This window comes from Cellulosimicrobium cellulans (genome assembly GCF_042723955.1).
In the GTDB taxonomy this organism is placed as follows: Bacteria; Actinomycetota; Actinomycetes; order Actinomycetales; family Cellulomonadaceae; genus Cellulosimicrobium; species Cellulosimicrobium cellulans_H.
Genome location: NZ_JBHXIC010000031.1, coordinates 12424 through 35978 on the forward strand (window position 1 = coordinate 12424; position 23555 = coordinate 35978).

A 23555-nucleotide genomic window follows, 5' to 3' on the forward strand; every position below is an offset into this window, starting at 1 on the left:
GACAGCGCCGACCGGGACCACCAGGAGGACCACGCAGTGCCCACCTTCGAGAAGTTCAACCTCCCCGACGCGGGCGAGGGCCTCACCGAGGCCGAGATCGTGCACTGGCACGTCGCCGTTGGCGACGCGGTGACGGTCAACCAGACGATCGTCGAGATCGAGACGGCGAAGTCGCTCGTCGAGCTGCCGTCCCCGTACACGGGCGTCGTCACGGAGATCCTCGCGCCCGAGGGGACGACGGTCGAGGTCGGCGTGCCGATCATCGTCGTGGACACCGACCCGTCCGGTGCCGCGCCGGCGCCGAGCGCGCCTGCCGGCGTCGTGCCCGACGGCGCGGACGCGGCCCCGGAGCCCGCCTCGCCCGCGGGTACGGGGACGGGGACGGGGGGCGAGGCGATCGCCGCGGCCGGCGGCTCCGGCTCGGTGCTCGTGGGGTACGGGACGGTCGAGCCGGGCACGGCCCGCCGCCGCCGCCGCGCTCCGGAGGTGGCCCCGGCCCCGGCGCCGACCGCAGCCGTCCCGGCTCCTGCCCCGGCACCCGCAGCCGTCCCGGCACCCGCCGCCGTCCCCGCGGCGAGCGCGCCGACCCCCACGCCCGCCGCCGTCGGGCACGTGCACCTGCCCGTGCTCGCGAAGCCGCCGGTGCGCAAGCTCGCCAAGGACCTCGGCGTCGACCTGGCGAGCGTCGCGGGCACCGGCCCGGGCGGGATCGTCACGCGCGAGGACGTGCAGGCGTACCACGAGCAGGCGAAGGCGCAGCCGCTCGCGACGTACGCCGACGACGACCAGCCGTGGCTCGCGTCCGGCGCGGTCACCGCGGACGGCCGCCAGACGCGCGTGCCCGTGAAGTCGGTGCGCAAGCGCACGGCCGAGGCGATGGTCACGAGCGCGTTCACCGCCCCCCACGTCACGGTCTTCCACACGGTCGACGTCACCAGGACCATGCGGCTCGTGCACACGCTGCGTGAGGACCGGGAGTTCGCCGACGTGCGCGTCACGCCGCTGCTCGTCACCGCCAAGGCGCTGCTCCTCGCCGTGCGGCGCCACCCGGAGATCAACGCGAGCTGGGACGACGCCGCGCAGGAGATCGTCTACAAGCACTACGTGAACCTGGGGATCGCGGCCGCGACGCCGCGAGGGCTCGTGGTGCCGAACATCAAGGACGCGCACCGCCTCGACCTGCACGGTCTCGCGGGCGAGATCGCGGACCTCACCGCGACCGCGCGGGCGGGCCGCACGTCGCCCACCGACATGTCCGACGGCACGATCACGATCACGAACGTGGGCGTGTTCGGCATCGACACGGGGACGCCGATCCTCAACCCGGGCGAGGCCGCGATCCTCGCGTTCGGCGCGATCCGCGAGCAGCCGTGGGTCCACAAGGGCAAGATCAAGAAGCGCTGGGTCACGCAGCTCGCGCTGAGCTTCGACCACCGCCTCGTCGACGGCGAGCTCGGCGCGCGCGTGCTCGCCGACGTCGCGAAGGTGCTCGAGGACCCGGCCCGCGGGCTCGTCTGGGGCTGACGCGGGCGAGGGCCGCCGCCGTCAGCCCTGCGGCTCCCCGACGAACGGCAGGCGGAACGCGAGCCGTCCGCCGCCGTCGGGGTTGGTGCCCAGGGTGAGCGACCCGCCGCGGTGCGCGATGCGGTCGTGGTGCCGGCGCAGGCCGTGCAGCACGGGGTCTGCCTCGGCGAGCCCCGTGCCGTCGTCGTCGACGACCGTCTCGAAGACCCAGCGGTCGGGCTCGGCGACGGGCTGCGCCTCCGCGCGGACGCGGACGGTGCGGGCACGCCCGTGCTTGAGGGCGTTGGTCACCGCTTCCTCGACGGTGTAGATCACGACGAGCCGCTCGGCCATGGGCATCCTGGCCTCGCCGCGGCGGACCAGGTCGCGGTAGGTGGGGCCGAGCTCGATCGAGGCGTCGACCTGCGGCGGCAGGCGGCGGAGCAGGATCTCGATCGCGTCCTCCGTGCTGAGGTCCGCCCCGGACGGGAAGACCGCGTGGCTCAGGGAGCGCACGTCCTGCTCCCGGATCTCCTCGAGCGTCTCGGCCCAGCGGCGCAGGTCCCGCGCGTGCTCGGCGTCACCCGCGTCGTCGAGCTGCTCGGCCACGCGGTCCAGGCCCGCGGTGACCGTGACGAGGTGGTACTGGAGCGTGCCGTGGAGCTGGTCGAAGACGAGGCGGCGCACGCGGATCTCCTCCTCCTGGAGCTCCTCCACCGCCCACGCGGCCCGCCGCGCCTCTTCCTCGCGGCGCTGCTCCTCGGTCCGGGCACGGTCGACGAGGGTCGCCGCGAACAGCGCGGCGAGCATCCCCACGACGCCGGAGAACAGCCCGAGCAGCCCGACGGCGGCCACGTACACCCCGCTCTCGGGCGTGCTCGTGAGCGCGGAGAGCGCCAGGATCCGGGGCACCGAGGCGACGGTCGCGACGGCGGTGACCACGAGGACCCGGCCCGGCCAGCCGCGCGAGAGCGCGCGGAACCAGAGCGACCCGGCGAGGACGACCGTGCCGTACGCGAGGTTGACCAGCACGACCGCGATCCCGTCGCCGACCACGCCCACGACGCTGCGCTCGTGGGAGACCGCGGTCTGCAGGCCGCCCCAGCCGGCCCAGCCGGCCAGGGACACGACGGCGTAGAGGGAGAAGTTCGTGACGGCGACGACGATCGCGACGCGCAGGCCGTCGAGCGTGCGGCGGCGCGGCGCGGTGGGGTCCGGCGCGCCGTCGGGGCCGCCGGCGTCCGACGTCAGGTCCGCCACGAGCGACCCGTCTGCTCGAGGAACGCGAGGACCGCGGCGACCCGGCGGTTGTGCCCGGCGCCGTCGATCCCGAGGCGCTGGTAGATCGACTTCAGGTGGCTCTCGACCGAGCGCTCGTTGATGCCCAGGCGCTCGGCCGCGGCCTGGTTCGACAGACCCTCGGCGACCAGGCGCAGCACCCCGAACTGAGCCGGGGTGAGGCCCGCGACGTCGGACCCCGCGCGCGGCGTCGAGCGCCGGACGAGGTAGGGGTCGAGCACGACCTCGCCCCGCGCGGCGGCGACGACCGCCCGGACCAGCACGTCGCGGGCGAAGCTCGACCGCTTCGACAGGTAGCTCCACGGCCTGGTCGCCTGGTCCTGCACGGTCGTGAACAGCCCCATGACGTCCTCGCTCGACAGGAGCATGACCGCCAGGTCGGGGTCGGCACGCTGGAGCGCGAGGCCGAGGGCCACCCCGTTGCCGTCGGGGAGGTTGACGTCCAGGAGCGCGACGTCGCACGAGCCGGGGGCGAAGACCAGGCGCGCCTCGGTCGCTCCGGGCACGGCGTGCACGACGCGGACCGACTCCTGGGCCGACAGCGTCTCCTCGAGCATCCCCCGCATGAGGGCCTCGTCCTCGACGATGCCCACCCGGGTGACCTGCGTCACCATCCCCCGATCCTAGGGCGGGGGACGACGGCCACGCCTGCGGGCGGCCCCGCCCGCCCTCGGTCGGCGGGCGAGGCCGACGTCCCGCCGCGGGTCAGACCGCGGCCTGGACGGGGACGGGGACGGGGTCGGTGGCGGGTGCGGTGTCGTGCTGGCCGGTGACCAGGACGGGACAGGCGGAGCGGTGCAGGACGGCCTGGCTGGTGGATCCGAGGAGGAGGCCCTTGATGCCGCCGCAGCCGCGTGCTCCGACGACGAGGAGGTCGGCCGACCTGGAGGCGTTGATGAGGACGCTGGAGGCGGTGCCCTCGACGGCGCGGGCGGTGATGGTGAGGTCGGGGTGGGTGGTGCGGAGGTGGTCGATGGTGTCGTTGAGGTCGGCGCGGGCGGCGGTGAGCAGGTCGTGGCGGAATCCGGGGTGGAGCCAGGGGGAGTGGGCCCAGGAGGCCATGGGTACGGCGCGGACGACGAGGAGCTCGGCTGACCAGGCGTGTGCTTGGTCGATGGCGTGGTCGATCGCGGTCTGGGCGACGGGTGATCCGTCGAAGCCGACGACGACCTTTCTCGTGGGGTGCGTGGTCTTGGCCTTGCGTGCGCGGTCGCCGGCGCGGCCTGTGGGGTGGTAGGGCACGACGACGGTGGGGCAGCGGGAGTGGGCGGGCAGGTTGGAGGAGACGGTGCCGAGCAGGCGTTCGGTGAGTCCGCCGGCGCCGCGGGCGCCGACGACGACGAGTGCGTGGGCGGTGGAGCGTTCGACGAGGACGCTGGTGGGTTCGCCGGTGGCGATCTCGGTGGTGGCGGTGACGCCGGCGTGGGTGGCGCGTTGGTGGGCGACGGTCAGGAACTGTTCGACGCGGTGGCGTACGTAGGGGTCGTCGACGAGGGGGAGGTCGTAGGGGTAGTGGGTGCGGCCGACGAAGCCGGGCAGCATGTAGCTGCTGACGATGTGGACCGGTCGGTCTTCGTGGCGGGCGTAGGTGGTGGCCCAGTCCAGGGCGTGCAGGCTTTCGTCGGATCCGTCGATCCCGACCAGGACGCTGTCGTGGCGAGTCATCTCATGCCTCCAGGGGTGGTGTCGTGGGGTGATCGTGCAGGTGCGGGGGACGCACGGCGCGGGACCGGCGTCGAGGTGCGGGGACGGGTCACGGTCCCCAGCCCCCGTGCCCGCCGACGACCGGGACGGTGTCGCCGACGCCGGCGAGCGCGAGGACGTCGGTGACCGTGGCGGGCGGGTCGACGAGGAGGACGGGGGCGCCCGTGGCCAGGCACGCGCGCCGGACCTGGTCCACGAGGGCGACGCCGGTGGAGTCCATGAACGTGACGTCGCGGGCGTCGAGGAGGACGGGCAGGCCGGGTTCTGCGGCCTCGAGCGCGGCGAGGGCGCCGCGCGCCTCGTCGAGCCGGGCGGCGTCGATCTCCCCGGACAGGTGGATCACGGTGCTCTCGGGGAAGGTGTGGGCGACGATCCCGGTCGTCGGGGCGGTGACGCTCGCGTCGTCGGTGGTGTGCGCGGGTGCGGGTGCGGAGTCGGACCGGGTGTGGTCGAGAGCGAGGCCGATCGCGACGACGGCCGCGGTCATCCCGCCGACCGTGGCGACGAGGGCGAGAGCGAGGGTGCGGGTGGACTGCATCGGTGTCTCCAGGGGTGAGTGCGAGGGGGCGGGTGCGGGCACGGTCAGGCGCGGGGCCGTCGCCGGTCCCGTCGGCGTCCCAGGGCCTTGGCGGCCTCGGTGGCGAGGAGGACCACGACGGCGAGGGCGAGCGCGAGCGCCCACTCCCGGGCGCCGATCGGCTGGACGTCGAACGTGCGCTGCATGAAGGGGAGGTAGAGGAACGCGGCCTGGAGCGCGAGCAGCGCGCCCGCGGACCACCAGACGGCGGGGTTCCCCCGCAGCGCGGCGAGGGTGAGGCTCGACCGGTCGAGGAACCGGCAGCTGAAGAGGTAGGCCAGCTGGCCGAGCGCGAGCATCGTGACGGCGGTGGCCTGGGCTCGCGCGAGCGGGGCGCCCTGCGCGACCTCGAACGCGAACAGGCCGAGCGTCGCACCGCCGATGAGCACCGAGACCAGCGCGATCCGCCGCAGGAAGGCCGCGTCGACGAGCGGGGCGTCGGGGCGTCGCGGCGGGCGACGCATCACGTCCGCCTCGGCGAGCTCGCGCGCGAGCGGCAGCGAGAGGGTCACCGACGTGACCATGTTGATCCACAGCACCTGGGTCGGCTGCAGGGGGAGCGCCATGCCGAACAGCACCGCGACGAGCAGCACGAGCGACTGCGCGCCGTTGGTGGGCAGCAGGAACAGGACCGCCTTGCGGATGTTGTCGTAGACGCGCCGGCCCTCGACGACCGCGCGCTCGATGGTCGCGAAGTTGTCGTCGGCGAGCACGACGTCGGCAGCCTCCTTGGTCGCCTCCGTCCCCTTGATGCCCATCGCGACCCCGACGTCGGCCTGGGTCAGGGCCGGGGCGTCGTTCACGCCGTCGCCCGTCATGGCCACGACCTCGCCGCGCGACTGCAGCGCGCGCACGATGCGCAGCTTGTGCTCCGGGGTGGTGCGGGCGAACACGGGGACGTCGGTCACCTGGTCGCGCAGCACGGCGTCGTCCATCGCCTCGAGCTCGGGGCCGGTGACGGCACGCGCGGTGTCGTCGGCGATGCCCATCTCCCGGGCGATCGCGAGCGCGGTCCCGGCGTGGTCGCCGGTGATCATCGTGACGCGGACCCCCGCGCCTCGTGCCTCGGCGATCGCATCGATCGCCTCCGGCCGCGGCGGGTCGGCGATCCCCACGAGGCCGACGAGCTCCAGCCCGTCCTCGACGTCCCGGGCGCTCAGCCCGGTCGTGCCCGGTCGCGGCCAGGCCCGGGCCGCCGCGAGGACGCGCAGGCCCTGGCTCCCCAGCTCCTCGAGCCGCGCCGACCAGAGGACCGCGTCGAGCGGCTCGGGCGACCCGTCAGGTCCGGTCTGGGTGGTGCAGCTCGAGATCAGGCTGTCGAGCGCTCCCTTGACCAGGAGGTGCCGCAGTCCGTCCGGGTCCTCGTCGAGCGTCACCATGTACTTGGCCGCCGAGTCGAACGGGATCTCGGCGAGCCGACGCCAGCCGTCGTCGACGAAGCGCGTCTTGCGCGCGAGCACGGTCAGCGCGCCCTCGGTCGGCTCGCCGACGACGCCCCACGCCCCGTCGTGCTCGACGAGGTGGGCGTCGTTGCACCGGGCGAGCACCTCGACGAGGCGCGCGAGGTCCGGGTGGCTGCCGGGGGAGACCGGGTTCCCGTCGAGCGTCACCGCACCGCGCGGCAAGTACCCGGTGCCCGCGACCGCGAACCGGTGTGCGCGCGTGACGACCGCGCGCACGGTCATCTCGTTCGTGGTGAGCGTGCCCGTCTTGTCGGAGCAGATGGTGCTCACGGCACCGAGGGTCTCGACGGCGGGCAGGCGGCGCGTGATGGCCCGGCGGCGGGCCATGCGCTGCACCGCGAGGGCGAGCGTGATGGTCACGACGGCCGGGAGGCCCTCGGGGATGGCCGCGACCGCGAAGCCGATCGCCGCTGACGCCAGCTCGGCCGGGGCGAAGTCGTGGACGGCCCACCCGACGGCGACCATGAGCACGGTCGTCACGCCGATGAGCAGCGCGAGCCGCCGGCTGAAGACCGCGAGCGTGCGGGCCAGCGGCGTCTGGAGGGAGCCGACCTCGGAGACCATCGACTGGATGCGGCCGATCTCCGTCGACGCGCCCGTCGCGACGACGACGCCCACGCCGGTGCCCGCGACGACCAGCGTCCCGGAGTAGAGCATGCTCGTGCGGTCGCCGAGCCCCGCCGCGGCGCGCACGGGGTCGACGGACTTCACGGCCGCGGCCGACTCGCCCGTGAGGGCCGACTCCTCGACCTGGAGGGTGGTGGCCTCGACGAGCCGCACGTCGGCGGGAACGCGGTCGCCGGGCCGCACCCGGACGAGGTCGCCCGGGACGAGGTCCCGCGCGTCGACGTCGAGCCACGTCCCGTCGCGGCGCGCGACGGCGGTCGGGGCGAGCATCAGCGCGATCACGTCCAAGGCACGCCGCGCGCGGCCCTCCTGGACCAGGCCGATGCCGACGTTGACGACGACGACCGCGAGGATCACCGCGACGTCGACCCAGTCGCCCAGGACCGCCTTGAGCGCGGCGGCCGCGAGCAGGATCAGGACGAGGACGTCGCGGAGGTGGGCGAGCGCGCGCCGCCACAGCGCGGTGCGCTGCGGCGCGGCGACCTGGTTCGGGCCGACGGCCTCGAGCCGGTCGGCCGCCTCGGCGGTGCTCAGCCCGCCGTGGCAGCTGCGCAGGCCGTCGAGCACGTCCTCGGCGCGGTCGGCCCAGGGGGTCGGGTCCGTGCCAGGGCCGGTGAGCAGGAGGGAGGTCACGAGGAGTCCTTCCGGGGCGTGACGAGTGCTGACGTCCCATGGCAGCGCCCCGGGGCGCGCTCCGACGGCCCGTCTGCGTGGAAACACGCAGCCGGTCACCGGGTAGCAGTGCCGGAAGGCCGCAGGTCGGGACCAAGGTCCCGACCCGCCGGCCCGTCGCCCCAGGTCGCGGGGCGCTCACAGCGGTGCCGCACCGGGTGTGCGGAAGACCTCACACGGGCTTAACGGCGGTCGCGCGCCGGGGAAACACGGCGTTCCTAGCGTCCTGGGTACTGACCGGGACCTGCTGAAGGAGCCGCCATGTCCGCGCCCACGAGCCCCACCACCCACGAGGGTGAGCAGTCCGCAGAGCACCCCTCCGGCCCCGCGCCCACCGTGACCGTCGAGGCCCCCGCTCCCGGGGGCGCGACCACCGCCTCGACGGCCGGTCGCACGGCGGCCGCCCCGACCCACCGCTCGGGTCGCTGGATCGACCGCTGGGACCCGGAGGACCCGACGTTCTGGCGCGACGGCGGCCGCAAGGTCGCGACGCGCAACCTGTGGATCTCGGTGTTCGCGGAGTTCCTCGGGTTCGCGGTCTGGGCGCTGTGGTCGATCGTCGTCCCGCAGCTCCCCGCCGCCGGGTTCACGTTCACGGTCGACCAGCAGTTCTGGCTCATCGCCGTGCCGAGCCTCGTCGGCGCGACGCTGCGCATCCCGTACACGTTCGCGGTGCCGCTGTTCGGCGGCCGCAACTGGACCGTGGTCTCCGCGCTCCTGCTCCTGCTCCCGACGGCGGCGCTCGCGGTCGCGGTGCAGGACCCGGGGACGCCGTTCGGCGTGATGCTCGCGGTCGCGGCGCTCGCCGGCTTCGGCGGTGGCAACTTCGCCTCGTCGATGGCGAACATCTCGTTCTTCTACCCGGAGCGGGAGAAGGGCAAGGCGCTGGGCCTCAACGCCGCGGGCGGCAACCTGGGGACGGCGGTCGTGCAGCTCGCGGTGCCGCTCGTCATCGTCGCCGGGGCGGGCGTCGCGCTCGAGCGCGCGGGTCTCATGATGATCCCGTTCATCCTGCTGGCGGCGTTCCTCGCGTGGCGGTTCATGGACAACCTGTCCACCGCGAAGGCCGACCCGAAGTCGTTCGCCGCCGCGACGCGGAACAAGCACACGTGGATCATCTCGTTCCTCTACATCGGGACGTTCGGGTCGTTCATCGGGTACGCCGGGGCGTTCCCCATGCTGCTCAAGGGCCAGTTCCCCGAGGTGACGCTCTCGATCGCGTTCCTCGGCGCGCTCGTCGGCTCGGTCACGCGGCCGCTCGGCGGCGTCATCGCGGACCGGGTGGGTGGCACGCGCGTCACCATCGCCTCGTACGGCGTCATGGCGCTCGGGGCGTTCGGCGCGATCCAGGCGCTCCAGTCGCACAGCTTCGGCCTGTTCTTCGCGTCGTTCCTCGTCCTGTTCGTCGCGACGGGCATCGGCAACGGCTCGACGTACCGGATGATCCCGGCCGTCTTCCAGGCGAGCGCCGTCCCGGGCGGCGCGCTCGACGGGCCGACGGCGGTCGACGCGGCGGCGCTCGACGAGGCCCGGGCCCGCGCCCGCAAGGCCGCGGCCGGGTGCATCGGGATCGCCGGCGCGATCGGCGCCTTCGGCGGGTTCCTCATCCCGCGCGGGTTCGCGGCGTCGACGAGCCTCGCCGGCTCGCTCGTCCCGGCCCTGTGGGTGTTCATCGGGATGTACGCGGTCATGGCGGTCGTCGCCTGGGCCGTGTACCTGCGCAAGGGGTCGGCGCTCGCGTCGGCCGGGATCTGAGCGGGGGCCACGAGTGCCGTCCGCCCCCACGACCGCCGCGCCGGGGATCTCCGAGGCCCCCGGCGCGGCGCCGGCCGTCGCCGCGCGCGCCGCCGGCACGCACGCCGGCACCCCGCGCGCGGCCGACACGCACTGCCCGTACTGCGCGCTCCAGTGCGGCATGCGGCTGTCGCCGGCCGACCGCGCACGGCACGCCTCGGACGACCCGGCACCGTCGGCCCTGCTCCCGGTGACGGTCGCTCCCCGAGACTTCCCCACCAACCGCGGCGGTCTGTGCCAGAAGGGCTGGACGAGCGCGACGGTCCTCCGCGCGTCTGACCGGATCACGACCCCGCTGCTGCGCGGGAGCGACGGCGCGCTGCACCCGGCGTCGTGGGACGCGGCGCTGGACGTCGTGGCGGCCGGGATCTCGCGCGTGCAGGCCGCGCACGGCCGGGACGCGGTCGCGGTCTTCGGCGGCGGCGGCCTGACGAACGAGAAGGCGTACGCGCTCGGCAAGTTCGCTCGCACGGTGCTGCGCACCGCGAACATCGACTACAACGGGCGCTTCTGCATGGCATCAGCGGCGGCGGGCGCCAACCGGGCCTTCGGCGCGGACCGCGGGCTGCCGTTCCCGCTCGCGGACCTCGCCGGCGCGGACGCTGTGGTCCTGCTCGGGTCCAACCTTGCCGAGACCATGCCGCCGTCGGTCCAGCACCTCGCCGGCGTGCGCTCGCGCGGCGGGCTCGTCGTCGTGGACCCGCGCCGCAGTGCGACGGCGGCGCTCACGGGCGAGCCCGGGGACGTCGTCGGGCAGCGTGCCGGCGTGCCCGACGACGGACGCTCGCCCGGGCGCCTGGTCCCGCCCCCGGGCGCGGGGCCGGTGGGCGACCAGGGCGTGCACCTCCAGCCCGTGCCCGGGACGGACCTGGTGGTGCTGCTCGCGCTGCTGCACGTCGTGGTCACGGAGGGGCTCGCGGACGCGGAGTACCTCGCCGCGCGCACGTCGGGGTTCGACGACGTCCGGCGCTCCGTCATGGCGTGGTGGCCAGAGCGGGCCGAGACCGTGTGCGGCGTCCCGGCCGACCGGCTGCGGTACGTGGCCCGGCTGCTCGCCGCGGCGTCGCCCGCCCGCGGCGGCGCGGGCGCGTACGTGCTCACGGGGCGCGGCGTCGAGCAGTCGTCGCAGGGCACCGCGACGGTGACGGCCGCGATCAACCTCGCGCTCGCGCTCGGCCTGCCGGGCCGCGTCGGCTCCGGCTACGGCGCGATCACCGGCCAGGGGAACGGGCAGGGTGGTCGCGAGCACGGCCAGAAGGCAGACCAGCTCCCGGGCTACCGCAAGATCGACGACCCGGCGGCGCGCGCGCACGTCGCCGCGGTGTGGGGCGTGGACCCGGCGACGATCCCCGGCCCGGGGATGCCTGCCGTCGAGCTGCTGCGCTCCCTCGGGGCCCCGCACCGGACAGCCGCCGATCGAGAAGTGGGTATCCGCCCCGGATCCGGGCAAGAACGGGGCGGAAGGTCACTTCTCGACGGACGGGTGCGCCCGCGTGCGCTGCTCGTGCACGGGTCGAACGTCGTGGTCAGCGCACCGGACGCGGACCAGGTCGCCGCGAACCTGCGCGCCCTCGACCTGCTCGTGGTGTGCGACCTGGTGCCCTCGGAGACGGCGCTGCTCGCGGACGTCGTGCTGCCCGTGACGCAGTGGGCGGAGGAGGAGGGCACCATGACGTCGCTCGAGGGGCGCGTCATCCGCCGCCGTCGCGCGGTCGACGCGCCCGGCGAGGTTCGCTCGGAGCTGTGGATCCTCGCGGAGCTCGCGCGGCGCCTGGGCTCGGACGTCGAGTTCCCGACCGACCCCGCCGTCGTCTTCGACGAGCTCGCGCGCGCCTCCGCGGGCGGCGTGGCCGACTACTCGGGCCTGAGCCACGCGCGCCTCGACGCGGACGAGGACGACGACGGCCCGGGGCTGTACTGGCCCGTCCCGAGCGCCGAGCACCCCGGCACGCCGCGGACGTTCCTCGACCGTTTCGCCACGCCGGACGGGCGCGCGCGGATGGTCGCGGTCGACCACGTCGGGCCGAGCGACGACGTGCGCCCCGACGCCCCGCTCTACCTCGTCACCGGGCGCGTGCTCCAGCACTACCAGTCGGGCGCGCAGACGCGCCGCGTGCCCGAGCTCGACCGCCTCGTGCCGGAGCCGTTCGTCGAGCTGCACCCGGTCCTCGGCCTGCGCCTCGGGGTCGGCGACGGCGACCGCGCCCGCCTCACGACGCGCCGCGGCGAGATCGAGGCCGTCGCGCGGTGGACCGACCGGATCCGGCCGGACACCGTCTTCATGCCCTTCCACTGGAGCGGGGAGGGCAGCGTCAACCGCGTCACGACGGACGCGACCGACCCGATCTCGGGCATGCCCGAGTTCAAGGTGTGCGCCGTGGACGTGCGGCGCGCACCCGGCACCCAGGAGGTGGGCGCATGACGCGCGTCGTCGTGGTCGGCAACGGCATGGTCGGGTCGCGGTTCGCGAGCGACCTCGTGGCACGGTGCGGGACCTCCGCGGGGCCGGCGGCCGTCGAGGTCACCGTGCTGGGGGCCGAGGAGTACGAGCCCTACAACCGGGTGCTGCTCAGCGAGGTCGTCGCGGGCAAGGTCGACGTCGCGGCGATCGGGCTGCCCGGCGCGGACGACGCCCGCGTGAGCGTCCGACGGGGCACCGAGGCGATCGCGATCGACCGTGCCGCGCGCCGCGTCGTCACGGGGGAGGGGGCGCACCCGTACGACGTCGTCGTGCTCGCGACCGGGGCCGCCGCGCGGATCCCCGACCTGCCCGGCCTCACCGACCTGCCCGGTGGACTGCCGCGCGGCGCGCACGCGCTGCGCACGCTCGACGACGCGCGCGAGATCGTCGCGGCGTCGCTCAACGCCCGGCACGCGGTGGTCGTCGGCGCGGGGGTCCTCGGGCTCGAGGTCGCGTGCGGGCTCGCGCGCCGCGGCGTCGCCGTGAGCCTCGTGCACGGCGCGTCGAGCGTCATGGACCGCCAGCTCGACGGCGCCGCCGGGGGAGTCGTCGCGCGCAGCCTCGCGGACCTCGGGGTCCGCACCTGGACCGGCGCGCGCACCGAGCGCGTGCTCGTGGCGGCTGGCTCCGTGCGGGGTGTGACGCTCCGCGTGCCCGACGGCAGGACGTCCGGCGCGGCGCCGACGCCGACGGGCGGCGCCGCGGGGGCGGAGGACGGCGCGACGCGGCTCGTCGACCTCGAGGCCGACCTGCTCGTGCTCGCGTGCGGCACGGTGCCCGAGGCCGGGCTCGCGCGCGCGGCCGGCCTCGCGGTCGACCGGGGCGTCGTCGTCGGGCCCGACCTCGCGAGCCCGGACGACCCGCGCGTGTTCGCGATCGGCGACTGCGCGCAGCCGCCCGAGGGCGGCACCGGGCTCGTCGCGCAGGGGTGGGACCAGTCGCGCCGGCTCGCGGAGCACCTCGCGGGACGGCACGCGGCGGACGAGGGCCCCGGCGCGGGGAGGTCGGGCGCCGCGCAGGGGGCGGCGTCGGGCCGCCCGCGCGTCCGCCTGGGGGTCGACGCCGACCGGCCGAGCATGGCGCTGCGCCTCGCCATGAACGTCGTCGCCCGTCCGATCGGGCAGTCGCCCGTGCCGTCGGCACAGGACCTCCCCGAGGCCGCCGCCCGGCCTGCCCGTACCGGGTCGACAGGCCGTCCGCGCTCCGCTGGGCCGGGGAGTCCCGGTGTCGACGAGCGCCCGCGGGCCGGGACCGACGTCGTGCGCGTCAAGGCCGCGGGGCTCGAGATCGTGACGATGGGCGTGTGCGGCGAGCGGCGGACGCGTGACCCCGCGCACCGCTCCGTGACGCTGAGCGACCCGGCGTCGGGCCGGCACGTCGAGGTGGTCGTCGCGGACGGCCTGCTCGTGGGCGCGACGTGCGTCGGTGCCCCCGAGGTGGGCGCCGACCTCACGGCGACCTACACGCGGCGGGTGCCCGTGCCCACCGACCCGGCCCACCTGCTGCTGCGCCCGGTCGCGCAGGCGCCCGCCCCGGCGTCGTCCCCGACGCACATGCCCGACCGCACGACCGTCTGCACGTGCAACGGCGTGACGAAGGGCGACGTCGTGGGCTGCTGGCACGACGGCGCCCGGAGCGTCGACGACGTCGCGCGGGCCACGCGCGCGACCACGGGCTGCGGAGGGTGCAAGGACGTCGTGTGCGGCCTGGTCGACTGGCTCGCGAAGGCCGACCCGGACCAGCCCACCGACGCGGGAGCGGCACGGGTGGAGGCAGCGCGCTAGGTCGGCACCCCCGGAGCGGATCGGTACCTCGTGCGCCGGTCGGCGGCTCGAGGTGCCGATCACCGGTGTCGGTTGCCGAACCGTGCGCGGCCTTCTCACACGGGGACCCGGTCCTGGGTGAGAAGACCGTTACTGACGGGCAACGGACGGGGCACGGTCGCGAAACCGCCCGTCCGTAGCGTCGATCGTGCCTTCCCGGAAGGCCCCGGGGACCACCCGGTCGGCGGGCCGGGGAGGTGGCCTCCCGCCCCCGATCCACCCAGGAGCCCGCCGTGACCGGACCTCAGACCGATCCCGCCACCCCGGCAGTCACCGCCCCGGGCGCTCCCCGGCACCTCGTCGTCGTCGGTGGCGGCATGGTGGCCCAGCGGCTCGTCGAGGCGTTGCGCGCCCGCGACACCGACGGCGCGTGGCGCGTCTCGCTCTTCGCCGAGGAGCCGCGCAAGCCGTACGACCGCGTCGCGCTGACGAGCTACTTCTCGGCGCGCGACGCCGAGGAGCTCACGCTCGGCGACCCGGCGCTGTGGGACGACCCGCTGGTCACGCTGCACCGCGACTGCGCGGTGACGTCGATCGACCGGGACGCGCAGACCGTCACCGACCGGCTCGGGCGCGTGCACGCGTACGACGAGCTCGTCCTCGCGACGGGGTCGAGCGCCGCGATGCCGCCCATCCCGGGGAACGACCTCCCGGGCGTGTTCGTCTACCGCACGATCGACGACGTCGCGGCCCTGCGCGGGTGGGTCGAGGAGAAGCGCCGGACCGCGACGACCGAAGGCGGCTGGGAGCGTCCGGTGCGCGGTGCGGTCATCGGCGGCGGCCTCCTGGGCCTCGAGGCCGCGGGCGCGCTCAAGGCGCTCGGTGCGCAGGCCACCGTCATCCAGTTCGGCACGCACATGATGGACGCGCAGATCGACCTCGGCGGCGGCGAGGCGCTCAAGCGCCTCATCAACGGCATGGGCATCGCCGTGCGCTGCAGCACCGGGACCAAGGAGATGAAGGTCTCCCGCAAGACCGGCCACGTGGGCCGGCTCGACTTCGCCGACGGCGGCCGGCTCGACGTGGACGTCGTGGTCGTCGCGACGGGCGTGCGGCCGCGCGACGAGCTCGCCCGCGCGGCGGGGCTCGCGATCGGGGAGCGCGGCGGCGCCGTCGTCGACCTCGCGTGCCGCACCGAGGACGAGCACGTGTGGGCCGTGGGCGAGGTCGCGTGCATCGAGGGCCGCTGCATCGGCCTCGTCGCGCCGGGCTACGCGATGGCGGAGGTCGTCGCGGACCGCCTGCTCGGCGGCGAGGCGACGTTCCCCGGCGCGGACACGGCGACCAAGCTCAAGCTCCAGGGGGTCGACGTCGCGAGCTTCGGCGACGCGTTCGGCCGCACCGAGGGCGCGATGGAGCTCGTCTGGGCCGACCCGGTCGCGGGCGTCTACAAGAAGCTCGTGCTCTCCGACGACGCGCGCACGCTCCTGGGCGGCGTGTTCGTGGGCGACGCCGCGCCGTACGCGTCGCTGCGGCCGATGCTCGGCACGGAGCTCCCGGGCGACCCGGGGCTGTTCCTCCTCCCCGAGGGGTCCGGGGGCGGGGCGCCGAGCCTCGAGCTCCCCGACGCCGCCACGGTCTGCTCGTGCAACAACGTCAGCGCGGGCACCATCCGCGGGGCGGTGACCGAGCACGGGTGCACCGACCTCGCAGGCGTCAAGGCGTGCACCCGGGCCGGGACGAGCTGCGGGTCGTGCCTGCCGCTCGTCAAGAAGATCACGACGACCGAGCTCGCCCGGGCCGGGGTCGAGGTCTCGAACGCGCTGTGCGAGCACTTCGACCTCTCGCGCGCACAGCTCTTCGACGCGGTGCGCGTCGCGGACCTGCACACGTTCAGCGAGATCGTCGGGCGGTTCGGTCGGGTGCCCGAGCCCGTCACCGACACGCAGGGTGCGGTGCTGGTGCGCGACGCCGGCCGCGGCTGCGACATCTGCAAGCCCACGATCGCGTCGATCCTCGCGTCGCTCGGCAACGGGCACATCCTCGACGGCGAGCAGGCGACGCTGCAGGACACGAACGACCACGTCATGGCGAACATGCAGAAGGACGGCACGTACTCCGTCGTCCCGCGCATCCCCGGGGGAGAGATCACGCCGGACGGGCTGCTCGTCATCGGCCAGGTCGCCAAGGACTTCGGGCTCTACACGAAGATCACCGGCGGCCAGCGCATCGACATGTTCGGGGCGCGGATCGAGCAGCTCCCGCACATCTGGCGCCGGCTCGTCGAGCACGGGTTCGAGTCGGGGCACGCGTACGGCAAGTCGCTGCGCACGGTGAAGTCGTGCGTCGGGTCCACGTGGTGCCGGTTCGGGGTGCAGGACTCGGTCGGCATGGCCGTCGAGCTCGAGCTCCGGTACCGCGGCCTGCGCTCGCCGCACAAGATCAAGCTCGGCGTCTCGGGGTGCGCCCGTGAGTGCGCGGAGGCGCGCGGCAAGGACGTCGGCGTCATCGCGACGGACAAGGGCTGGAACGTCTACGTCGGGGGCAACGGCGGGTTCACGCCGCGGCACGCGCAGCTCCTCGCCGAGGACCTGGACGACGAGGCGCTCGTCCGGACCATCGACCGCTTCCTCATGTACTACGTCCGCACGGCCGACCGCCTCCAGCGCACGGCCGCGTGGGTCGAGGACTACGAGGGCGGCCTCGACGCGATCCGCGAGGTGATCGTCAAGGACTCGCTCGGCCTCGGCGCCGACCTCGACGCCGCGATGGCCCGCCACGTCGGCGACTACGAGGACGAGTGGCGCGCGGTCCTCGAGGACCCGGAGAAGCTGCGCCGCTTCGGCTCGTTCGTCAACGCACCGGCCGAGCCGGACCCCGACCTCGCGTACGTCACCGAGCGCGGCCAGATCCGGCCCGCCACGGCGGACGAGCGCGCCGCACTCGAGGAGGCCCGCGCCGCGGGTCTCGCCACCGTCCCCGCCGGCCCCGTGGTGATCGCCGGCACGACCCTGGAGGTCCGTCGATGAGCGTCGCGTCAGCAGAGCAGGTCGGTCCCGCGGCGTCGGCGACCGCGGAGTGGGAGCGTGTCTGCCTCCTGCGCGACCTCCTCGTCGAGCGCGGTGCCGCCGCCCTCGTCGGCGGGGTGCAGGTCGCGCTGTTCCGCCTCCCCGACGACACGGTCCGCGTCGTGCAGCAGCGCGATCCGTACTCGGGCGCGAACGTCATGTCGCGCGGGATCGTCGGCACGCGCGGCGGCGTGCCCACCGTCGCCGGGCCCATGTACAAGCAGGTCTTCGACCTCGCGACCGGCCGCTGCCTCGAGGCCGCCGGGTACGTGCCCGTCCAGGGCCTCGCCCCGCACCTGGCGACGTGGCCCGTCGAGGTGCGCGACGGCGTCGTGCACGTGGGCGCCCGGCCGCGCGTCGTGGCCGAGGCCGGTGCCGGATCCGGGGCCCAGGACGGTGCGCCGTGACCACGCTCCTGGGCCTCGACCTCGCCGGGCGCACGGTCCTCGTCGCGGGTGGCGGTCCCGTCGCGGCGCGCCGCGCGCGGGCGATGGCCGACGACGGCGCGCACGTCCGCGTCGTCGCGCCCCAGGTCTGCGAGGACCTGCGCGACCTCGTCGCGGCCTCGCTGCGCGCCCCGCTCCTCGGGCCGGGCCCGGCCCCGGCGTCGGCTCAGCGGCTGCCCGACGGCGGCGTCGGGCCGGGCGGCCGCGTCACCTGGGCGCCGCGCGAGGTCCGCGAGTCCGACGTCGAGGACGCGTGGCTCGTGCTCGCGGCGACGGACGACTCGGGGACCAACCGCGACGTCGCCGCGTGGGCGGCAGCACGCCGCACCTGGTGCGTCAACGCCGGGGCCGCGCACCAGGGCACCGCGCGCACGCCTGCGACGACCCACAGCGGCGACGTGCTCGTCGGGGTCGTCACGGACGTCCCCGCGACGCACCTGTCGGTGGAAGGTCTCGCCCGGGAGCGACGAGCTGCTGACGGCCCGGCCGAGCGGCGCGGCGCCGACCCGCGGCGGGCGCGTGCCGTCCGTGACGCGATCGCCGAGCACCTGCGCTCCGGCGGCGCCGACCAGCGGCGTCACCGCCCGGCGTCCGGCGGGCTCGGGAGCGTGACGCTGGTGGGCGGCGGACCGGGCGCCGTCGACCTGCTCACCGTCCGGGGTCGCCGAGCGCTCGCGGAGGCGGACGTCGTGGTCGCGGACCGGCTCGGGCCGGTCGACGTGCTCGACGAGCTCGCGCCCGGGGTCGAGGTGATCGACGTCGGCAAGACGCCCGGGAACCACCCCGTGCCGCAGCACGAGATCAACGCGATCCTCGTGGAGCAGGCGCAGCGCGGCCGGCGCGTCGTGCGGCTCAAGGGCGGCGACCCGTTCGTCTACGGGCGCGGCGGCGAGGAGGTCATCGCGTGCCGCGAGGCGGGCGTGCCCGTCGACGTCGTGCCGGGCGTGTCCAGCGCGCTGAGCGTGCCGGCGCTCGCGGGCATCCCGCTCACGCACCGGGGGACGGTCGCCGCGTTCCACGTGATCAGCGGGCACGACGGGCTCGACGCCGCCGCGCTCGCCGGGGTGCGCGACCGCACGGCTACGCTGGTGGTCCTCATGGGTGTCTCGCAGCTCGCACGCATCACGGCCCAGGCCCTCGGCGCCGGGGCCGACCCCGCCCTGCCCGTCGCGATCGTGGAGAGCGGCTCGACGCCGCGCCAGCGCGTCACGCGGGCCGCGCTCGGCGAGGTCGTGGAGCGCGCCGCCCAGGTCGGGGTCCGGGCCCCGGCGATCATCGTGGTGGGCGACGTCGCCGCCGAGGGACGGCTCGACCCGGCGACGGTCGCGTGACCGGCACGGGCAGCACCGAGATCGACCCGCCCGTCGCGACGTCGACCCACGGAGGGTCGGTCCCGGACGCCCGGGTCGATCTGGCGTCCGAGCCCTGTGACCGCCCCGCCCTCGGCCAGGTCATGGCCGGCTGCACGGTGCTCGTCACGGCCGACCGCCGCAAGAGCGAGCTCGCCGCCGCCCTGCAACGCCGGGGCGCCGAGGTGCGCCACGCGCCTGCGCTGAGCATGATCCCGCACGCGGACGACGAGCAGCTCCTCGCCGGGACGCGCGACCTGGTCGAGCACCCGCCGGACGTCGTCGTGGTGACGACCGGGATCGGCTTCCGCTCCTGGGTCGAGGCCGCGGACGCGCACGGCCTCGCGGACCGCCTGCTCGAGGTGCTCGCCGACGCCCGGATCGTCGCGCGCGGGCCCAAGGCGCGCGGTGCGATCCAGGCCGCGGGACTCACCGCCGACTGGGTCGCCGAGTCCGAGACGTCCGCGGAGATCGCCGACGTGCTGCTCGGCGAGGGCGTCGCCGGGCTGCGCATCGCCGTGCAGCACCACGGCGCCGGGGCGGACGGCCTCGACGTCGTGTTCGCCGAGGCGGGTGCCGAGGTCGCGAGCCTCGTCGTCTACCGCTGGGGACCGCCGCCCGACCCGGAGGCGCTGCGCGCGTCCGTCGAGGCCGCGGCCGTCGGGGAGATCGACGCCGTCGTGTTCACCTCCGCACCCGGCGCCGAGGCGTGGCTGAGCGCCGCCGAGGAGCACGGCGTGGGCCGACTCGTCGTGTCGCGGTTCCAGGACGGGGCCATGGTGGCCGCGGCCGTCGGGCCGATCACCGCGAAGCCGCTCGAGCACCGCGGCGTCACCCCGCTCCAGCCCGAGCGCGGGCGGCTCGGCGCGCTCGTGCGCACGCTCGTCGCGCACTACGAGCAGGCCGAGACCGTCGCGCTCGCGACCGTCGCCGGCGTGCTCCAGATCCGCTCGCGCGTCGCCGTGCTCGACGGCGAGGTGCTGCCCCTCTCGCCCAGCAGCCTCGAGGTGCTGCGCCTCCTCGCCGCGCGCCGCGGCGAGGTCGTCACGCGCGACGACGTGCTCGACGTCCTGCCCGGCGACTCGCGCGACCCGCACGCCGCCGAGGTCGCCGTGGCCCGCCTGCGCGAGGCGACCGGCCGACGCGACCTCGTCAAGACCGTCGTCAAGCGCGGATACCGATTGGAGCTCGCATGAGCGCGGAGATCCTGGCCTTTCCCTCGGGAGCGTCGTCCGACCCCGGGCCGGAGGCTGCCGACGGCGGGAGGCCCGGCGCCGCGCCCGTGCTGATCGGCTGCTCGCACGGCACGAGCGACCTCACGGGTCGTGACGTGATCCGCGCGCTGCTCGACGACGTGCGCGCCGCGCGCCCCGACCTCGACGTCCGCGAGGCGTTCGTCGACGTGCAGCAGCCCGAGGTCGCGGACGTCGTGACGTCGGTCGTCGACCCGTCCGCGGCGACGGACGGCCCGGACGGCTCCGCGCCGGACGGCGCCTCGGTCGCGGACGGCGCGCAGCCGGGCGACGCGGTCGTCGTGCCGCTCCTGCTGTCCGCCGGCTTCCACGTGAGCGTCGACGTCGCTACGGCGGTCGAGGACCGTGGCCCCGGCACCGGTCGTGCCGCGGCGGCCTCGCCGCTCGGCCCGGACCCGCGGCTCGCCGACCTCCTCGCCGAGCGGCTGGGCGAGGTCGGGGTGCGTCCGGGCGACGCCGTCGTGCTCGCCGCTGCCGGGTCCAGCCGTCCCGGCGCGGCGCGCGACGTCGAGGAGCTCGCCGCGGCCCTGCGCGAGCGCGTGCCTGGCCCGGTGACGGTCGGCTACGGCGCCATGGCCAAGCCCTCCGTGCCCGACGCCGTCGCCGCCGCCCGCGCCGACCTTGCCCCGGGCGGGCGCGTCGTCGTCGCGGCCTACCTCCTCGCGCCGGGCTTCTTCTACGACCGCGTCCTCGAGGCGGGCGGCGACGTCGTCACCGCCCCGCTCGCCCCCGACGCCCGCCTCACCGCGATCGTCCTCGACCGCTACGCCACCGCCGCGGCCACCCTCGCCCCGCCGAGGTAGAACCCTGGTCGTTCGAGGTAGAACCCTGGTCGGTCGAGAGAGGACCCGGGTCGCGTGACCACGGTTCTCCTTCGACCGACCAGGGTTCTCCCTTGCGGGGCCACGGGTCCTTCTCGCCTGATCGGGTTGCTACCTCGTGAGGGTCGGGCGGGTGCGAGGGGCCAGGAGGGCGACGCCCGCCGCGAGCAGCACCGTGACGCCGAAGCAGACGACGTACGACGCGAGGCCGAGCGTCGGGTGCAGGGCCCACAGGAGCGAGCCGGTGACGGCGAGCGCGGTGGCGGCGGCGACGGCGTCGGACACCTGGAGCGCGGACGAGTTGGCGCCCTGCTCGGCCACGGGCGAGAGCTCGAGCGTCAGCACCGAGAGCGTCGGGTGGGTCATGCCCATTCCGAGCCCCGCGAGGGTCCACGCGACCATGCCGACGACGGGCGGGACGGCGGTCCACGTGAGCAGCGCCGCGCCACCGATGCCGAGCGCGACGAGCGTCCCGCCGAGGCGCACGTACCCGGCGTGCTGGAGCCCCCAGGTCGCGCGGCCGCGGAGCCAGGACCCGGTCGACCAGCCGACGGCACCGAACGTGAGCACGGCGCCCGCGAGCGACGGCGCGAGACCGCGCTCGTGCGAGAGCAGGAGCGGGAGCAGCACCTCGGCGCCGGTGAACGCGGCGGCGACGAGGCCGCGGATCGCGATGACGCTCGGCAGGCCGCGCACGGCGCGGGTCGTGCCCCGGGGCAGGAGCCGCGGGACGGCGAGCGCGACGGCGGCGAGCGACGCGACGAGGAGAGCCGCGAGCCCGAGCCCGCGGAGCTGGCCCGCGTAGTTGAGCGCCCCGATCCCGACGGCGGCCACGACCGCCCACGTGAGCGACGCCTGGCGCGCGGTCCGGTCGAGCGGCGACTCGGCGTCGTCGGGCACAGCGGTAGCCGCGTCGTCCGGGGTGGAGCCGCGGGCGGCGCGCATGCCGGGCCGCATGAGGATCAGCGCCGGGACGGCGAGGACCGGGACCGCGAGGAAGACCCAGCGCCACCCGACGTGCTCCACGACCAGCCCGGCGATCGCGGGGCCGACGATCGACGGGATCACCCAGGCGGCGGCGAACGCGGCGAAGACCTTCGGGCGCCGGTCGGTGGGGAACACGCGCGCGACGAGCACGTAGAGCGCGACGATGTACAGGCCCGTCCCGACGCCCTGGAGCACGCGGCCGGCGACGAGGACCAGCATGTCCTGCGCGAGCCCGGCCACCAGCAGGCCGGCGAGGAAGAGCCCGATGCCCGTCCACAGGGGCGTCGTCGGGCCCGCGCGGTCGCTCCAGCGACCGGACGCGACCATCCCGACGACGCTCGAGGCGAGCGACGCGGCGAACGCGAGCGTGTACAGGGTGAGGCCGTCGAGCTCGACGGCGACGGTCGGCATGGCGGTCGCGACGGCGAGCGCCTCGAACGCGCCGAGGAACACGAACGCGACCATGCCGAACAGCACGGTGCGCTGCGTCCCGGGGGAGAGCGCTACGGCGGCGGGTTCGGTGGGGGCGTCGGGGGTGCCGTGCACCGGCGCGTCGGCGTCGGTGCGAGGGTCCGCCGTCATACGAGAACGACCTTTCCGGTGGTGGCGCGCGCTTCGAGCTCGCGGTGGGCGCGCGCCGCCTCCGCGAGGGGTACCTGGTGCGTGACGACGTGCCACGTCCCGTCCGCCGCGAGCGCGAGCGCGCGCTCCTGCAGTTCGAACAGGTCTCCCCAGGGTCGGGCCCGGGGTCCCACGGCCCACCGTACGTCGTGGGTCGCCGCCGCGGCCCCGGATCTCCCGGCGTCGTGGTCGACGTCACCGGCGCGGTTCGGTGCGCCCGCGGACCACCCGAAGAGCACGAGACGCCCGTCGGGTGCGACGAGCGCGGCGGCGTCCGTGCCGGCGTCGCCGCCGACGCCGTCGAGCAGGACCGTCGCCCCGGCCGGGGCGTACCGCACGACGGCGGACCGCGCCTCGTCGAGCCAGCCGTCGGCCCGGTAGTCGATCACCACGAGCCGGTCGGCGTGCGCCTCCCCGGCGAGCGAGCGCAGGAGCGCGACCTTCTCCGGACCGCCCGCGAGCGCGACGACCCGCGCCCCGGCCGCGAGCGCGCTCTGCACGAGGAGCGTGCCGAGCCCGCCGGCCGCGGCCGTGACGAGCACGGCGTCGGACGCGTCGAGCTCGGCCAGGTCGAGGATGCCGACGGCGGTCCGGCCGGTCCCGATCATGGCGATCGCGTCGGGCGCGGTGACGTGGTCGGGGACGCGGTGCAACGCCTCGACGGGCACGACGGCCAGGCGCGCATACCCGCCGCCGTCGGGCGTCGCGCCGAGGTGCGCCGCGACCCGTCGCCCGCGCCACACGGCGTCGACCCCAGGCCCGACGGCATCCACGACCCCCGCCACCTCGCGTCCCGGGATCGTGGGCAGGGCGGGTAGCGGGAGGGGGCCGCCCGTGGCCTCACCGCGGCGCAGGGTCGTGTCGAGCAGGTGCACGCCGTGCGCCCGGACGGCGACGCGCACCTGACCCGGTCCGGGGACGGGGTCGGGTACCTGGTCGAGGACGAGGTTCTCGGGCGGTCCGAACGCGTGCAGGCGGATGGCGTCCACTGGTGCTCCTCGGGTCTGGTTCGGCGTCGGCTGAGGGCCGCGCCGGAGCGACGGCACGCGACCCGGTCCGGGCGCGCCCTGCTAGTCTCGAACCTCAACAAATGTTGAGGTCAAGCACCCGCGGCGCGTCGTCGTCGCGGCCGTCCGGCGAGGAGACC

General features: G+C 75.7%; 16 protein-coding genes. 9 read left to right on the forward strand and 7 right to left on the reverse strand.

The features are described 5' to 3' along the window. The first annotated feature begins 36 nt into the window (after positions 1 to 36). Positions 37 to 1524 carry a dihydrolipoamide acetyltransferase family protein gene (locus ACFWH7_RS10590; RefSeq protein WP_378216465.1) on the forward strand — a complete coding sequence of 496 codons (1488 nt, stop codon included), beginning with the start codon at positions 37 to 39 and terminating at the stop codon, positions 1522 to 1524. Positions 1525 to 1545: 21 nt separating this feature from the next. Here the strand turns inward: ACFWH7_RS10590 and ACFWH7_RS10595 are convergent, their stop codons facing one another. The 5 genes from ACFWH7_RS10595 to ACFWH7_RS10615 form a co-directional block, all read right to left on the reverse strand. Continuing rightward, a complete protein-coding gene (locus ACFWH7_RS10595; RefSeq protein WP_378216466.1) occupies positions 1546 to 2763 on the reverse strand; it encodes a sensor histidine kinase in 1218 nt (405 codons plus the stop codon). After that, the gene (locus tag ACFWH7_RS10600) at positions 2751 to 3416 is read right to left on the reverse strand and encodes a response regulator transcription factor (RefSeq protein WP_378216467.1); all 666 of its coding nucleotides are present in this window, start codon (positions 3414 to 3416) and stop codon (positions 2751 to 2753) included. Before ACFWH7_RS10600 ends, ACFWH7_RS10595 begins: the two co-directional genes overlap by 13 nt. A gap of 91 nt (positions 3417 to 3507) precedes the next feature. Then, on the reverse strand, positions 3508 to 4467 hold the full coding sequence (locus ACFWH7_RS10605; protein WP_378216468.1) for a universal stress protein: 960 nt from the start codon (positions 4465 to 4467) through the stop codon (positions 3508 to 3510). Between the two features lie 88 nt (positions 4468 to 4555). Continuing rightward, complete coding sequence (locus tag ACFWH7_RS10610) at positions 4556 to 5044, reverse strand: STAS domain-containing protein (RefSeq protein ID WP_378216469.1); 489 nt, start codon at positions 5042 to 5044, stop codon at positions 4556 to 4558. A gap of 44 nt (positions 5045 to 5088) precedes the next feature. Further along, on the reverse strand, positions 5089 to 7806 hold the full coding sequence (locus ACFWH7_RS10615) for an HAD-IC family P-type ATPase (RefSeq protein WP_378216470.1): 2718 nt from the start codon (positions 7804 to 7806) through the stop codon (positions 5089 to 5091). Between the two features lie 300 nt (positions 7807 to 8106). Here ACFWH7_RS10615 and ACFWH7_RS10620 point away from each other — a divergent pair, with 300 nt between their 5' ends. The 8 genes from ACFWH7_RS10620 to ACFWH7_RS10655 all read left to right on the forward strand — a co-directional run bounded on the left by ACFWH7_RS10620 (position 8107) and on the right by ACFWH7_RS10655 (position 20782). Further along, positions 8107 to 9600, forward strand: a complete 1494-nt coding sequence (locus ACFWH7_RS10620) for an MFS transporter (RefSeq protein WP_378216471.1) — start codon at positions 8107 to 8109, stop codon at positions 9598 to 9600. Positions 9601 to 9760: 160 nt separating this feature from the next. Continuing rightward, positions 9761 to 12061, forward strand: coding sequence for a molybdopterin oxidoreductase family protein (locus tag ACFWH7_RS10625; RefSeq protein WP_378216490.1), 2301 nt, complete (start codon positions 9761 to 9763; stop codon positions 12059 to 12061). Then, positions 12058 to 13884 (forward strand): FAD-dependent oxidoreductase, encoded by a 1827-nt coding sequence (locus ACFWH7_RS10630; RefSeq protein WP_378216472.1) that lies wholly within the window; start codon positions 12058 to 12060, stop codon positions 13882 to 13884. The genes ACFWH7_RS10625 and ACFWH7_RS10630 overlap by 4 nt, the downstream gene beginning before the upstream one ends. 356 nt (positions 13885 to 14240) lie before the next feature. Further along, positions 14241 to 16892 (forward strand): nitrite reductase large subunit NirB, encoded by a 2652-nt coding sequence (gene nirB / locus ACFWH7_RS10635; protein ID WP_378216491.1) that lies wholly within the window; start codon positions 14241 to 14243, stop codon positions 16890 to 16892. Continuing rightward, a complete protein-coding gene (gene nirD / locus ACFWH7_RS10640; protein WP_378216473.1) occupies positions 16889 to 17338 on the forward strand; it encodes a nitrite reductase small subunit NirD in 450 nt (149 codons plus the stop codon). Before nirB ends, nirD begins: the two co-directional genes overlap by 4 nt. Next, the gene (gene cobA, locus ACFWH7_RS10645; protein ID WP_378216474.1) at positions 17335 to 18708 is read left to right on the forward strand and encodes a uroporphyrinogen-III C-methyltransferase; all 1374 of its coding nucleotides are present in this window, start codon (positions 17335 to 17337) and stop codon (positions 18706 to 18708) included. Before nirD ends, cobA begins: the two co-directional genes overlap by 4 nt. 122 nt (positions 18709 to 18830) lie before the next feature. After that, entirely contained in the window at positions 18831 to 19922 is a 1092-nt protein-coding gene (locus tag ACFWH7_RS10650; protein WP_378216492.1) for a uroporphyrinogen-III synthase, read from the forward strand. Next, a complete protein-coding gene (locus ACFWH7_RS10655) occupies positions 19919 to 20782 on the forward strand; it encodes a sirohydrochlorin chelatase (RefSeq protein ID WP_378216475.1) in 864 nt (287 codons plus the stop codon). The genes ACFWH7_RS10650 and ACFWH7_RS10655 overlap by 4 nt, the downstream gene beginning before the upstream one ends. A 129-nt stretch (positions 20783 to 20911) precedes the next feature. Here the strand turns inward: ACFWH7_RS10655 and ACFWH7_RS10660 are convergent, their stop codons facing one another. Both ACFWH7_RS10660 and ACFWH7_RS10665 read right to left on the reverse strand, forming a co-directional pair. Continuing rightward, complete coding sequence (locus ACFWH7_RS10660) at positions 20912 to 22369, reverse strand: MFS transporter (RefSeq protein ID WP_378216476.1); 1458 nt, start codon at positions 22367 to 22369, stop codon at positions 20912 to 20914. After that, the gene (locus ACFWH7_RS10665) at positions 22366 to 23397 is read right to left on the reverse strand and encodes an alcohol dehydrogenase catalytic domain-containing protein (protein ID WP_378216477.1); all 1032 of its coding nucleotides are present in this window, start codon (positions 23395 to 23397) and stop codon (positions 22366 to 22368) included. The genes ACFWH7_RS10660 and ACFWH7_RS10665 overlap by 4 nt, the downstream gene beginning before the upstream one ends. Positions 23398 to 23555 lie beyond the last annotated feature (158 nt).

What these genes read in the sequence shown, in the direction of transcription:
- ACFWH7_RS10600 (WP_378216467.1), bottom strand. Translation starts at nt 3,416, where the DNA reads ATGGTGACGCAGGTCACCCGGGTGGGCATCGTCGAGGACGAGGCCCTC.
- ACFWH7_RS10605 (WP_378216468.1), bottom strand. Translation starts at nt 4,467, where the DNA reads ATGACTCGCCACGACAGCGTCCTGGTCGGGATCGACGGATCCGACGAA.
- ACFWH7_RS10610 (WP_378216469.1), bottom strand. Translation starts at nt 5,044, where the DNA reads ATGCAGTCCACCCGCACCCTCGCTCTCGCCCTCGTCGCCACGGTCGGC.
- ACFWH7_RS10620 (WP_378216471.1), top strand. Translation starts at nt 8,107, where the DNA reads ATGTCCGCGCCCACGAGCCCCACCACCCACGAGGGTGAGCAGTCCGCA.
- ACFWH7_RS10625 (WP_378216490.1), top strand. Translation starts at nt 9,761, where the DNA reads ATGCGGCTGTCGCCGGCCGACCGCGCACGGCACGCCTCGGACGACCCG.
- ACFWH7_RS10630 (WP_378216472.1), top strand. Translation starts at nt 12,058, where the DNA reads ATGACGCGCGTCGTCGTGGTCGGCAACGGCATGGTCGGGTCGCGGTTC.
- nirB (WP_378216491.1), top strand. Translation starts at nt 14,241, where the DNA reads ATGGTGGCCCAGCGGCTCGTCGAGGCGTTGCGCGCCCGCGACACCGAC.
- nirD (WP_378216473.1), top strand. Translation starts at nt 16,889, where the DNA reads ATGAGCGTCGCGTCAGCAGAGCAGGTCGGTCCCGCGGCGTCGGCGACC.
- ACFWH7_RS10650 (WP_378216492.1), top strand. Translation starts at nt 18,831, where the DNA reads ATGGCCGGCTGCACGGTGCTCGTCACGGCCGACCGCCGCAAGAGCGAG.
- ACFWH7_RS10655 (WP_378216475.1), top strand. Translation starts at nt 19,919, where the DNA reads ATGAGCGCGGAGATCCTGGCCTTTCCCTCGGGAGCGTCGTCCGACCCC.
- ACFWH7_RS10660 (WP_378216476.1), bottom strand. Translation starts at nt 22,369, where the DNA reads ATGACGGCGGACCCTCGCACCGACGCCGACGCGCCGGTGCACGGCACC.